The 12,427-nt window shown below is 35.0% G+C and carries 13 protein-coding genes; 5 read left to right on the forward strand and 8 right to left on the reverse strand.

What is annotated here, in order from left to right:
- The first annotated feature begins 13 nt into the window (after positions 1 to 13).
- The 4 genes from thrS (at position 14) to rplT (ending at position 3,162) form a co-directional block, all read left to right on the forward strand.
- Positions 14 to 1,939: a threonine--tRNA ligase gene (gene thrS, locus R2Q59_RS05820; RefSeq protein WP_316784346.1), complete on the forward strand. Its 1,926-nt coding sequence runs from the start codon at positions 14 to 16 to the stop codon at positions 1,937 to 1,939.
- Positions 1,940 to 1,951: 12 nt separating this feature from the next.
- Complete coding sequence (gene infC, locus R2Q59_RS05825) at positions 1,952 to 2,521, forward strand: translation initiation factor IF-3 (RefSeq protein WP_055131820.1); 570 nt, start codon at positions 1,952 to 1,954, stop codon at positions 2,519 to 2,521.
- 25 nt (positions 2,522 to 2,546) lie between these two features.
- Entirely contained in the window at positions 2,547 to 2,747 is a 201-nt protein-coding gene (gene rpmI, locus R2Q59_RS05830; protein WP_113652647.1) for a 50S ribosomal protein L35, read from the forward strand.
- 70 nt (positions 2,748 to 2,817) lie between these two features.
- Positions 2,818 to 3,162, forward strand: coding sequence for a 50S ribosomal protein L20 (gene rplT / locus R2Q59_RS05835; protein WP_055131818.1), 345 nt, complete (start codon positions 2,818 to 2,820; stop codon positions 3,160 to 3,162).
- A gap of 452 nt (positions 3,163 to 3,614) precedes the next feature.
- Here the strand turns inward: rplT and R2Q59_RS05840 are convergent, their stop codons facing one another.
- The 8 genes from R2Q59_RS05840 to R2Q59_RS05875 all read right to left on the reverse strand — a co-directional run bounded on the left by R2Q59_RS05840 (position 3,615) and on the right by R2Q59_RS05875 (position 11,452).
- Positions 3,615 to 4,022, reverse strand: a complete 408-nt coding sequence (locus tag R2Q59_RS05840) for a hypothetical protein (RefSeq protein ID WP_316784348.1) — start codon at positions 4,020 to 4,022, stop codon at positions 3,615 to 3,617.
- 21 nt (positions 4,023 to 4,043) lie between these two features.
- A complete protein-coding gene (locus tag R2Q59_RS05845; RefSeq protein ID WP_316784350.1) occupies positions 4,044 to 4,793 on the reverse strand; it encodes a methyltransferase in 750 nt (249 codons plus the stop codon).
- Complete coding sequence (locus R2Q59_RS05850; protein ID WP_316784352.1) at positions 4,778 to 5,515, reverse strand: DUF2071 domain-containing protein; 738 nt, start codon at positions 5,513 to 5,515, stop codon at positions 4,778 to 4,780. Before R2Q59_RS05850 ends, R2Q59_RS05845 begins: the two co-directional genes overlap by 16 nt.
- Positions 5,516 to 5,680: 165 nt before the next feature.
- Positions 5,681 to 6,295, reverse strand: a complete 615-nt coding sequence (bioD, locus tag R2Q59_RS05855; RefSeq protein WP_316784354.1) for a dethiobiotin synthase — start codon at positions 6,293 to 6,295, stop codon at positions 5,681 to 5,683.
- Positions 6,295 to 7,419, reverse strand: coding sequence for a pyridoxal phosphate-dependent aminotransferase family protein (locus R2Q59_RS05860; RefSeq protein WP_316784357.1), 1,125 nt, complete (start codon positions 7,417 to 7,419; stop codon positions 6,295 to 6,297). The genes bioD and R2Q59_RS05860 overlap by 1 nt, the downstream gene beginning before the upstream one ends.
- 123 nt (positions 7,420 to 7,542) lie before the next feature.
- The gene (locus R2Q59_RS05865) at positions 7,543 to 8,274 is read right to left on the reverse strand and encodes an MIP/aquaporin family protein (RefSeq protein WP_316784359.1); all 732 of its coding nucleotides are present in this window, start codon (positions 8,272 to 8,274) and stop codon (positions 7,543 to 7,545) included.
- Positions 8,275 to 8,345: 71 nt separating this feature from the next.
- Positions 8,346 to 9,836, reverse strand: coding sequence for a glycerol kinase GlpK (gene glpK / locus R2Q59_RS05870; protein ID WP_316784362.1), 1,491 nt, complete (start codon positions 9,834 to 9,836; stop codon positions 8,346 to 8,348).
- 23 nt (positions 9,837 to 9,859) lie between these two features.
- Positions 9,860 to 11,452, reverse strand: coding sequence for a glycerol-3-phosphate dehydrogenase/oxidase (locus R2Q59_RS05875; protein ID WP_316784364.1), 1,593 nt, complete (start codon positions 11,450 to 11,452; stop codon positions 9,860 to 9,862).
- A 154-nt stretch (positions 11,453 to 11,606) separates the two neighbouring features.
- On the opposite strand from R2Q59_RS05875, the gene R2Q59_RS05880 reads away from it, so the two are divergent.
- Positions 11,607 to 12,371 (forward strand): DeoR/GlpR family DNA-binding transcription regulator, encoded by a 765-nt coding sequence (locus R2Q59_RS05880; protein ID WP_131554035.1) that lies wholly within the window; start codon positions 11,607 to 11,609, stop codon positions 12,369 to 12,371.
- Positions 12,372 to 12,427 lie beyond the last annotated feature (56 nt).

Here is a 12,427-nt window from a genome sequence, read left to right on the forward strand (position 1 = left end):
ATCATAGTTGTAGATGATTAACATTACTTTACCTGATGGTTCAAGCCGTCAGTATGAAAAGGGCACATCTGCCCATCAAATAGCCTTGTCAATATCTGAGGGCTTAGCAAGAAACGTTTTAGCGGCAGAAGTTAACGGAGAGATCTGGGATTCTTCAAGAGCAATTGAAGCTGATTCTACTGTTAAATTACTAACATGGAATGATACAGCTGGTAAGGCTACGTTTTGGCATTCGTCCGCACACTTAATGGCTGAGGCTTTAGAAGCACTTTATCCAGGTACAAAATTCGGTATTGGCCCTGCCATTGAAACCGGTTTCTATTACGATGTAGATTTTGGAGATAGAGAATTTTCTTCGGATGATTTTAAAGCCATCGAAACCAAAATGCTTGAACTAGCTAAACAAAAAGAAGAGTTTAGCAGAAAAAGTGTTAGCAAAGCTGATGCAATTCAATATTTTACAGAAAAAGGTGATGATTACAAACTAGATCTTTTACAAGGTTTAGATGATGGTAAAATTACTTTCTATACACAAGGTGAGTTTACAGACTTATGCCGCGGTCCACACATTCCTAATACTGGTTTTATCAAAGCTATAAAATTGATGAATGTTGCTGGTGCTTACTGGCGTGGAGATGAAACTAAAAAACAATTAACACGTATTTACGGTGTAACTTTTCCTAAAGCAAGTGAATTAACAGAATACCTGTTAATGATTGAGGAGGCTAAAAAACGTGATCACCGTAAATTAGGTAAGGAACTGGAGTTGTTCATGTTCTCTGAAAAAGTTGGTGCTGGTTTACCTATGTGGTTACCTAAAGGAACTGCCTTGCGTGAACGTTTAGCTCAATTTTTAACAAAAGCACAAGTTAAATCTGGTTACGAACAGGTAATCACTCCCCATATTGGTCATAAGAATTTGTATGTTACTTCTGGTCACTATGAGAAATATGGTAAGGATAGTTTTCAGCCTATAAAAACACCACAAGAAGGAGAGGAGTTTTTCTTAAAACCGATGAACTGCCCTCACCATTGTGAGATGTATAAGTTTAAGCCTCGTTCTTATAAAGATTTACCGGTTCGTTTTGCAGAGTTTGGTACTGTTTATCGTTATGAGCAAAGCGGAGAATTACACGGTTTAACTCGTGTTAGAGGCTTTACTCAAGATGATGCTCACTTATTCTGTCGTCCAGATCAAGTTAAGGAAGAATTTAAAAAAGTAATCGATTTGGTATTGTATGTTTTCAAATCTTTAGGGTTCGATAATTACATTGCACAAATTTCATTACGTGATCCAGAAAATAAAGCCAAATACATTGGTTCTGATGAGAATTGGAAATTAGCCGAAACTGCTATAATAGAAGCTGTAGAAGAAATGGGTTTGCCAACTGTTGTAGAGCTTGGCGAGGCTGCTTTTTATGGCCCTAAGCTAGATTTTATGGTTAAGGATGCATTGGGCAGAAAATGGCAATTGGGTACAATCCAAGTAGATTATAACTTGCCAGAACGTTTTGAATTGGAGTATACTGGTAGCGATAACTTAAAACATCGTCCAGTAATGATTCACCGTGCACCATTTGGTTCATTAGAACGTTTTGTGGCAGTCTTGATAGAACATTGCGCTGGAAATTTCCCATTATGGCTTTCTCCGGAACAATATATAATTCTTCCTATCTCAGAGAAGTATGAAGAATATGCAAAAAAAGTTTCAGATGAACTAAATAATTCCGATATTCGCGGTCTGATAGACTTTCGAGATGAAAAGATTGGAAGGAAAATCAGAGATGCTGAAGTTAAAAAGTTGCCTTATATGCTCATAATCGGCGAAAAGGAGATGGAAGAGCAAAAAGTTTCGGTTCGTAAACACGGACAAGGAGATTTAGGTTCAATGACTTTGGCAGAGTTTAGTGAAATAATAATTAAAGAAATAACAGTTTAACAGAAATTACATTTGGCATTAGGAAGACCAGGATTTAATAGGGGACCACGTCCTCCTTTTAAGAAAAAAGAAGCAGAACATAATATTAATCAGTATATCAGAGCTCAAGAAGTTAGATTAGCTGGAGATAATGTTGAGCCGGGGATATACCCATTGGCAAAAGCTTTGGCACTTGCTGATGAGTTGGAATTAGATTTAGTAGAGATTTCTCCAAATGCAGTTCCACCTGTTTGCCGTATTATCGATTATAGCAAGTTTGTTTACGAACAAAAGAAAAAGCAAAAGGAGATAAAAGCAAACGCTAAACAGACTGTTATTAAAGAAATTCGTTTTGGTCCTAATACCAACGATCACGATTTTCAATTTAAGTTAAAACATGCTGTTAGCTTTTTAGAAAACGGCGAAAAAGTTAGAGCTTACGTACACTTTAAAGGTAGAGCGATTGTTTATAAAGAACAAGGTGAAATCTTATTGTTAAAGTTTGCACAAGCTTTAGAAGATATAGGTAAAGTAGAATTATTACCTAAATTAGAAGGAAAGCGTATGTTTTTAACATTAGCACCTAAAGTAGCAAAGAAGTAATACATATATAAATTAAAACAAGGTTATGCCAAAAATGAAAACCAATTCCAGTGCTAAAAAGCGTTTTTCGCTTACTGGAACAGGTAAAATCAAAAGAAAGAACGCCTACAAAAGCCACATTTTAACAAAAATGAGCACTAAACGTAAGCGTAACTTAGGCCAGACTAGTCTGGTAAGTGATGCTGATATGGGCAACGTTAAACGTATGCTTGCAATCGGTAAATAACTAATTTTTTAACCAGGTACTCGGTAACTAAGATTGCTAACGCAACACCGCTTATCAAAAACAACACACTATGCCACGTTCGGTAAACGCAGTAGCTGCTAGACGCAGAAGAAAAAAAGTCCTAAATATGGCCAAAGGCTATTGGGGATCAAGAAGCAAGGTATTCACCATTGCTAAAAACACGGTAGAAAAAGGTTTGCAATATGCTTACCGTGACCGTAAAGTTAAGAAAAGAGAATTCCGCGGATTGTGGATCCAACGTATCAACGCTGGAGCACGTGAGCACGGTGTATCTTACTCTCAATTAATTGGTAAATTGGCAGCTAAAAATATCGGTTTAAACCGTAAAGTATTAGCTGACTTAGCAATGAACCATAAAGATGCTTTCAAAGCAATTATTGATGCAGTAAAATAAAAAATACAATACAAAAGAAAAGGGGAGCAATTTGTTCCCCTTTTTTTATGCCTTTTCAATTCGTGTCATACTGAGCTTGTCGAAGGACTTTTGTTAGATTGTCATTCAGAGCGAAGCGAAAAATCTCTCGAATTAGAATACTATAAAGTAGGAATAACATTTTTTGAGAAAAGCAATTTCATTACATCTATTAAAGTCAGTCTGGCTTTCCGCTAAATCTTTTTACCCCTAAATCCCCTAAAGGGGACTGTGTAAAAAGTATACCGCTCCTCCCGATAACTATCGGGACCAGTTTAGAGAACTTAAAACAGTGCAAGAAATAAGAGGTCCTTTGCAAAGCGAAATTGTATGTCTGAAAGTAAACATACTTCAATATTTGGAAAATAGAATATAACGACGTTAAACTTGGAATTTTTACTTGATATTTCTTTGCGCTCTTTGTGTCTTTGCGGTTAATTAATCGCTACCATAGCAAACACAACAGTTATGTATAACCAAAGGATAGAAAATAGGATGTGAACACAAGTTTCGAATCTTTTGCCTTTCCATAAATCTTTGGAATAAACGAAGAACTGAAAGAATAAACGCATTCCCCAAAATAACGCAAGACCGAAAGCTATTTTTTGACCGAAAGCTGTCGTTGTCAATTCTTTAGCGCACAACATACAAAGCACACCCATTAGCAATGTAGTTACTGCAATAAAAAACGTATGCACATACATCAATTGTTTGTTAATCAATGTCAATGATTTCAACTGTTCTTTCCAAGCAAAATATCTAGGAAAAATAATATGCACAAATGCCAGTACAACTAATATAAAGCCAACTATTTTGAGGTGTAATTCTATAGAGTTTGTCATTCTGAGCGTAGTCGAAGAATGTTAAGTTAAATAATAAACATTAATAAAAGGTGTAATTTTCTTTGTTTGGATTAACGCTAGTCCAGAATTTCTAAAAACCTCTTTCCATCTTCTTGGACTAAAAAAGTGAAAACAACCGAAATTATAAACTAAAAAATTATAAATATCTCTACTGTGTTCAACTACAACTATCTTCCCATCATCTTTTAACGCTTGTTTGATTTGTTTAAAGAAAACAACTTGCTCTTGCTTATCCCTAATCTCGTGTGCAGCTAAAATAACGAATGTACAATCAATACTTTTTAGAGATAGACCAATATCTGTTGTTTCAATTAATGAAGTTCCTGGATAAGGCGTATAAGCCTTTCTAGCTCTTTCTATGGAAATTTCTGTATGTTTGGCAGAATTATAAAAATCCATAGGAGTTAAGCTACAAGCAGCATATTTTTGCTTTAAAAGGTAGCTAGTTTCATCAAGACCAGCATTGATGTTTAGTAAATGGCTTCCACTTTTAATTTCTAAATCATCAAGCCAATTTAAGCTGTATAAATTAGATAAATCATAAATGTAATAAGAAGCAACTAATGATAATGTTGTAGCTAATATAATTCCTATAATAAGCAAGTAGCCTATCCAATTGAATTGGTTTGGAAATAAAACCGTAATTGTAAACAAACAGGCAATTAATACGAAAGCCAAAACATAAAAATGCCAGTTGAATCTGATGATATTTAAAACTCCCTGAAATGTTTTTCTTAAAGCCCTTTCCATATTTCAGTTTTACCCTTTTTCCAATGATAGGGAATGTCTTCGTTTATAAAAGCATTAGCTAAAAGTGCTCCTTTAAATTTTTCTTGTTTGATAAATCCAATTTCTGCTTTTAAAACTTCAATAGGTTTGGGAATCCAATTTTGACGAACGCCCTCTATGATGGTTACTTCATTATTTAATTCGTTATAAGTAAAGGTAAATGGGAGCGGACCAGCAAATCTCCTTGCGGTTTTCCAATCTTCAAAAACACTTCCCTTTGGTAAATGTGCATTTTCATTCTTCCTTAATTCAATTTTTAAATCGGATTTATTAGAATAGATATTTATATTTTCATCAGTTTCTGATAACTTAATGTCTGTAGCAGTATAATTGTAATGGGTAAATATATTGCCAAAAAATGCCATTTTCTTTTTATCAGTTTCAGACTTGAGGATGTATAAACCTCTTAGGTTTTTTCCTGCATTATTGGTGTAACGGACAAAAATTCTATAACCAGCCAAAAAGAAATCGTTACCCATAAATTTTGGAAATCCTTTTGGTCGGAGATTTTCTGTTTGAACTAAAGCTACAGCAACAAAAGCCCATTTATCGTTGTGTGTATCGAGTGTTAAACACTTAGGAAGCAAACTTTCCAATTGCGTTTTTGGCAAAGCATAAGTCAGTACAATTGTACTTTTGAAATGAGCTTCTACTGCAAACGGATGGTTTTTAAGAAATGACATCTAACCCTTTTAATGTTTAAATATGCTATTTTCTTTCTGCATCCCAAAACGCTGTTTATTGCAAAACTTTTGCGTTTTAAACCTGATGGAAATGGCAGCCCCGAAGTATGAGGGCTATAATGGACAGCAGGACTGAACCTTCAAATGAAATACTGAAACTGATTTTCAAAAAAGATTTATATTTTTTCCAGCTTCAACAATACTTGTTTTATCTAAAGCCTTAAGAACTGGAATATTTCCTAAAAGACTTATCCCAGTATAGTTCAAAATGTAGCTTTCGCTTTCTGAATTTGCTTCTCCATTGAATATAATGCCTTTGATGCTAATATTATGTTGTTTTAAAGTGTTGAGGGTTAGTAAGGTATGGTTGATGCTTCCTAAATAGTTTTGCGAAATTAAAATGACTTCAAGGTTTAGGTATTTGATTAAATCCAAAATAAGTTCTTTATTATTTAGTGGAACCATTAAACCTCCTGCACCTTCAACAATTAAATTGTTTTGAGTTTCTGGTAATATAAATTGATTGAGCTTTATCTCAATTCCATCTATTTTTGCCGATAAATGTGGCGAAAGTGGATTGTTTAAACGATAAGTTTCTGGATGGATTTTGGTTTTATCATTACTTATTAACCTTTCAATGGCTAAACTATCACTTTGCTCCAAATCGCCAGATTGAATGGGTTTCCAATAATCTGCGTTTAGCTTTTCGGTTATAATTGCACTAACAATCGTTTTACCAATTCCAGTTCCAATTCCTGTTACAAAATAATTATTTGCCATTATTCAAATGCTTTTAAATGATTAACTAACTCGATAATTTCTTTGTCGGTGTTATAACTATGCAAGCAAATTCTTAGTCTTTCTTTTCCTTCTGCTACAGTTGGACTAAGAATGGCTTTTACATCAAATCCTTTATCCTGCAAATATTTAGCAGCATTTTTAGTTATTTCGTTGTTATTAAACAAGATAGTCTGGATAGCGCTATTGCTTTTAATTCTGAGAAGTTTTATTTCTTGGATTAACGTATTGTAAAGGTCTATCTTTTGTGCTATTTCTGCTTGGTAATTTCCTTTATCCAATAATTGATAAGCACAATTTACCGCAACAATATTATGTAAAGGTGCTGCAGTTGTATAAATAAAAGAACGAGCAAAATTAATAAGGTAATTACGGAGGTTTTCACTCCCTAGAATTATAGCACCATGTGTTCCAATTGCCTTTCCAAAAGTAATTACTCTGGCAAAAACATCATTTTCTATTCCTAATTGGTTAACCAAGCCTTTTCCTTTTGCACCAAAAATACCAGTTGCATGAGCTTCATCTACAATTAAATTGGCTTTATACTTTTTACATAACTCGCTAATTTCATTAAGTTTTGCCAAATCACCATCCATTGAATAAACACTTTCTATTACTACGTAGATTATGCCCTTTGCAGATTTTAGCTTTTGTTCTAAGTCATTTAAGTCGTTATGTTTAAACTTAAATCGCTCTGCGTAACTTAATCTTGCGCCATCTATTAAACTTGCGTGAATAAGTTCGTCGGTAATAATTGTATCTCCACGTTGAGGGATGGAAGAAAGCAAACCAACATTTGCATCATAACCAGAATTGAAAATTAATCCAGCTTCTGCCTTGTGAAAACTGGCAATGAATTTTTCAGTTTCTTCAACATAAGGATGATTTCCACTTAAAAGCCTAGAGCCGCCAGAACCATTTTTAAATGGCTTAATTTGTTGTATTTGTTCTTCAATTAATGATATTAATGTGAGAGAACGAGCAAAACCTAAATAGTCATTTGAGCAAAAATCGAATGGGAGAGAAGCGCTTGTAAGTTTCCTTAACAATCCATTCTCAGTTCTTTCACTTAACTTTTGTTGAAGAAAAATTTCTGCTTTTTCCATTGGGCTCAAAAATAAGAAAGCCCCGATAATAATCAGGGCTTTTCAATTTATATTTAATTAATTCTAAATAAACTTTGACAAACTAAAATCAAGGTGTTAAAAAGTTTGTAAAAGTAGAAGTTCCTATATGGCTAAAAATGCCAATGCGGCCAACGTAGAGCCAATAATTGGTCCTAAAATAGGAATCCAGGCATAATCCCAACCACTACTGCCTTTTCCTTTCATTGGTATAATTGCATGAATAATTCTTGGACCTAAATCTCGAACCGGATTAATAGCGTAACCTGTTGTTCCTCCTAATCCAAGGCCAATAACCCAAACTAAAAAAGCTACTGGCAAAGCACCCAATGAACCTAAGCCGAAGGGAGTTGGATTTTCTTTTGTGCCCATAGTAGCACTAGTAAGGTAGAAAATAACGAATATTAGCACAAACGTTCCAATAATTTCTGAAAGTAAGTTGGATATGTTATTGCGAATTGCAGGACCTGTTGCAAAAGGCGCTGCTTTAAGGCTTTGATCTTCGGTTGCATCAAAATGGTCTTTGTAAATTAACCAAACCAAAAAGGAACCCGTCATTGCGCCGCCGAGTTGAGCAGCAGCATAACCTGGTAATAATGCCCAATCAAATTTATGTGCAATTGCTAAACCTAAACTTACAATTGGGTTTAAGTGTGCGCCACTGTACGGGCCAGCAACTACCACACCTACAAAAACGGCTAGTGCCCAGGCTGTTGTAATTACAATCCAGCCGCTATTGTTTCCTTTGGTATCTTTTAGTACAACATTAGCCACCACGCCGTTGCCAAGTAAAATCATTAGACCTGTACCGATAAATTCTGCGAGATATACGTTCATTTTAAATAGGTTAATTGTTTAAACTGATAAATTGTTTAACTTTTTCTGTTGTGGAAATTGAGAACTGATAATTAATCTTCAGCGTTAACTCTTGCTGCTTTTACAGCTCTATTCCAGCCTTTAATTCTTTCTATGTTGTCAATTCCTTCTTCGGCTACGAAAGTTCTGTCAATTTTCCATTGCGACCTTATCTCATCAATACTGTTCCAAAAGCCAGTTGCCAAACCAGCTAAATAAGCTGCGCCAATGGCCGTTACTTCGGTAACTTCTGGTCTAATAACTTTACAATTTAATAAATCTGCCTGAAACTGCATTAACAAATTGTTTGCTGTTGCTCCACCGTCAACCCTCAATTCTGCTATTCCAACACCCGCATCAGCTTCCATGGCTTTTAATACATCCATTGTTTGATAAGCAATGCTTTCTAATGCAGCCCTTGCCATGTGCGATTTATTTGTCCCCCTTGTTAATCCTGTAATTGTGCCTCGAGCATGTTGATCCCAATGTGGTGCGCCTAATCCAGCAAATGCTGGAACAATGTAAACTCCCTGTGTATCTTTTACTTTTGCTGCTAAAGTTTCTACATCGGCAGACTTGGATATCATCCCTAGCTCATCTCTAAGCCATTGCACAACGGCACCACCAATAAAAATACTTCCTTCTAGGGCATAATGAGTTTCTCCATTAATTTGCCAAGCGATAGTGGTTAATAAATTGTTTGCAGAAATTTTAGGCGTTTTACCAATGTTCATCAGCATGAAACAACCAGTTCCGTAAGTGTTTTTTACCATTCCAACTTCAGTACACATCTGTCCGAATAGGGCAGATTGCTGATCTCCAGCGATGCCAGCAATTGGTATTTTAGCAGCTAAAATATTACCCGCAGTTTCTCCATAAATCTCACTAGATGATTTTACTTCTGGCAACATAGATTTCGGAATGCCAAAAAGCTCTAGTAATTCTTCATCCCAAGATAGATCATGAATATTGTACATCATGGTACGAGAGGCATTACTCACATCCGTAACGTGGGTTTTACCTCCTGTCAATTTCCAAATTAGCCAAGTATCAATCGTTCCAAAAACTAATTTTCCTGCTGCTGCCTTCTCTTTAGCGCCTTCAACATTTTCTAAAATCCATTTAGCTTTTGTAGCAGAAAAATAGGAATCGATAATCAACCCTGTTTTATCTTGTATCTTATTAGCTAGACCTTGCTTTCTAATGCTATCACAGTAATCTGAAGTACGTCTATCTTGCCAAACAATAGCATTATGAATAGGTTGCCCAGTTTCTCTATCCCAAACAACTGTAGTTTCCCTTTGATTTGTAATCCCAATTGAGTTGATGTCACTTGCAGATAGACCTGCTTTTACAATAACTTCTGCAGCTACTGATAATTGTGTAGACCAAATTTCAAGAGGATCATGTTCTACCCAACCTGCTTTGGGATAAATTTGTGTGAATTCTTTTTGGGCAATGGCAACAATTTCACCATTGTGGTTAAAAACTATAGCCCTCGAACTAGTGGTCCCTTGGTCGAGAGATAAGATGTAATTGCTCATAAGTTTATATCTGGTTAGGCTTTTTAGCTAGCAAAAGCAGCTTGTTTTTCTTTCTTTTCTATGTGATAAATATATCCTTTAGCTAATGTATTAAATATTTTTATTTGATTTTCTTCCCAGTTTTTATCAGCGCCTAATTCTGATGCTAATATTGAAGCTACTTTTTCACTCATCTCAATTGCTGCATTTGCATCAATAAACAACATTCTTAGTCTTCTACTTAGGATATCTTCAACAGTTTCTGCCATTTCATTTCTAACAGACCAAACAACTTCTGCTACTGTATGAGGGAAATCTTGATGTAATTTTTCTCCCAATTTTTGGTTTTCCTTAATTAAGGACTCGATATGTTTTCTATCTGAACCATAAATGTTTAAATAACTATCATCATTTGAAGTTGTGCAACCATGAATTTTTAAATCCTTAGTAATACATGCTGCAGAATTTAATCCAGCTTCATTGATTGCTAAATCAACAGTTTCTTCTGCCATCCTCCGGTAGGTAGTCCATTTCCCTCCAGTAATTGTAATTAAGCCTTTTGCGGAAACAATTAATTTATGATCTCTGCTTATTTCTTTTGTGCTGCTTCCATTAGAATCAGTAGGAGCAGCCAATGGTCTTAAGCCAGAAAAAACACTTAAGATGTCATTTTCGGTGGGTTTCGTTTTAAAATATGAAGCTGCTGTTTTTAAGATGAAATCAGTTTCTTCCTTTAATGCCCTAGGCTCCAAGCTATGTTCGTTAAGTGGTGTATCTGTTGTCCCGACTAATAGATGGTCATGCCAAGGCACTGCGAATAACACACGGCCATCAGATGTTTTTGGAATCATTAAGGCAGAATTGCTATCTAAAAATTCTTTATGTAAAACGATATGGACACCCTGGCTTGGCCTAACCATTTTTTTAGCATTGGGGTTGTTCATTTTTAAGATTTCATCAACAAAAACACCAGTAGCATTAATAACTACCTTGCCATTAACCTTAAATTTATCTTTTGTAATCGCATCTTCAATCTCAACTCCAGTTACTTCATCCTTGTTCTTTATAAGATTAGTAACTTTCATGTAGTTGATTAATGTTGCTCCTTGTTCTATTGCTGTTTGTGCAATGTTTATAGCTAGTCTAGCATCATCAAACTTGCCATCAAAATACCTAATGCCACCTTTAAGACCTTTATCTTTAATGCCAGGCATTAAACTTAAGGTTTCCTTTTTTGATAAAAATTTAGACTTTCCAAAACTATATTTTCCAGCTAGCCAATCATAAAGTGTTAATCCTGTTAAGTATTTAATAACAGAAAACCAATCATAACATGGAATGATGAATTCTTCTTTATTTACGAGATGTTTTGCATTTAATTCTAATAAACCCCTTTCTCTTAATGCATGTTTTACGAGACCAATGTCGCCTTGTGCCATATAGCGTACACCGCCATGCACTAATTTGGTGCTTCTGCTTGATGTTCCTTTAGCAAAATCAGACTGTTCAACTAATAAAGTTTTTAAACCTCTACTTGCCGAGTCTAAGGCAGTCCCTAATCCAGTAGCGCCCCCACCAATAATGATAACGTCCCAATCTGATTGATCGGTTAATTGATATTTATGTATTCTATGCATTAATGATAAAAATAATAAAACGAAACAATAAGCAAGTATAAGTAATACATTTCGAAATAATAAAATGAAATGAAAAAAAAATATTAATTTGACATAAATCGAATAAGTTTTTGTTTAATTTATTATTTTGCAGAACCAGACTATATAGACTATGATGATGAACTTAGCCGAAAGGCATCAATTTATACTTAACAGAATACAAAAGGACCAGTATATAAATGTAGTAGAGCTTTGTAAGGAGCTTAAAGTATCTTCTGTAACTATTAGGAAGGATTTAAAACTGCTGGAAGAGAAGAACTTGTTGTTTAGAACTCATGGTGGAGCAACAGTTAATAATCCATATACAGTAGACCGACCGGTAAATGAAAAAGAGAAAATACAGTCTACAGAAAAGAACAAAATAGGTGCCTCTGCTGCTAAATTGCTAAAGGAGAACGATTCTATTGTAGTTGCCTCAGGCACGACACTCTTGTATTTTGCAAGAAATATACCGTCAGGATTAAATTTAACCGTAGTAACTTCTGCGCTTAATATTGCATTAGAATTGATGAGTGAACCCGCTGTTGAGGTTATACAGTTGGGTGGCTTATTGCGTAAAAGCTCCTCTTCTGTAATGGGGGCCTATGCAGAACAAGTGCTCCAGGACTTTTATTTCAATACACTGTTCTTGGGTGTTGATGGGATTGATTTGGATTATGGGCTGACTACAACAAACGCAATGGAAGCGCATTTAAATAAGAAAATGATTAATGTTGCTCAAAAAACGGTCGTTCTAGCTGACTCTACAAAATTTGGAAAACGAGGTTTTGGTAAAATATGTGGGCTTGAGGATATTGATCATATCATAACAGACAAAGGTGTTTCGCAACAAATTATAAATCATTTAGAAGCTTTGGGCGTTACAGTTACTATTGTTTAAAGGTTAAAACAATAATATATAGTTAAGACCCTCTTTTTGTAAACGAAATGTTACAT

This window comes from Pedobacter frigiditerrae (assembly GCF_032678705.1).
Taxonomy (GTDB): Bacteria; Bacteroidota; Bacteroidia; order Sphingobacteriales; family Sphingobacteriaceae; genus Pedobacter; species Pedobacter frigiditerrae_A.

What these genes read in the sequence shown, in the direction of transcription:
- R2Q59_RS05850 (WP_316784352.1), bottom strand. Translation starts at nt 5,515, where the DNA reads ATGTCATTTCTTAAAAACCATCCGTTTGCAGTAGAAGCTCATTTCAAA.
- R2Q59_RS05860 (WP_316784357.1), bottom strand. Translation starts at nt 7,419, where the DNA reads ATGGAAAAAGCAGAAATTTTTCTTCAACAAAAGTTAAGTGAAAGAACT.
- R2Q59_RS05880 (WP_131554035.1), top strand. Translation starts at nt 11,607, where the DNA reads ATGATGAACTTAGCCGAAAGGCATCAATTTATACTTAACAGAATACAA.
- thrS (WP_316784346.1), top strand. Translation starts at nt 14, where the DNA reads ATGATTAACATTACTTTACCTGATGGTTCAAGCCGTCAGTATGAAAAG.
- R2Q59_RS05865 (WP_316784359.1), bottom strand. Translation starts at nt 8,274, where the DNA reads ATGAACGTATATCTCGCAGAATTTATCGGTACAGGTCTAATGATTTTA.
- R2Q59_RS05840 (WP_316784348.1), bottom strand. Translation starts at nt 4,022, where the DNA reads ATGACAAACTCTATAGAATTACACCTCAAAATAGTTGGCTTTATATTA.
- R2Q59_RS05845 (WP_316784350.1), bottom strand. Translation starts at nt 4,793, where the DNA reads ATGGAAAGGGCTTTAAGAAAAACATTTCAGGGAGTTTTAAATATCATC.
- rplT (WP_055131818.1), top strand. Translation starts at nt 2,818, where the DNA reads ATGCCACGTTCGGTAAACGCAGTAGCTGCTAGACGCAGAAGAAAAAAA.
- rpmI (WP_113652647.1), top strand. Translation starts at nt 2,547, where the DNA reads ATGCCAAAAATGAAAACCAATTCCAGTGCTAAAAAGCGTTTTTCGCTT.
- glpK (WP_316784362.1), bottom strand. Translation starts at nt 9,836, where the DNA reads ATGAGCAATTACATCTTATCTCTCGACCAAGGGACCACTAGTTCGAGG.
- bioD (WP_316784354.1), bottom strand. Translation starts at nt 6,295, where the DNA reads ATGGCAAATAATTATTTTGTAACAGGAATTGGAACTGGAATTGGTAAA.
- R2Q59_RS05875 (WP_316784364.1), bottom strand. Translation starts at nt 11,452, where the DNA reads ATGCATAGAATACATAAATATCAATTAACCGATCAATCAGATTGGGAC.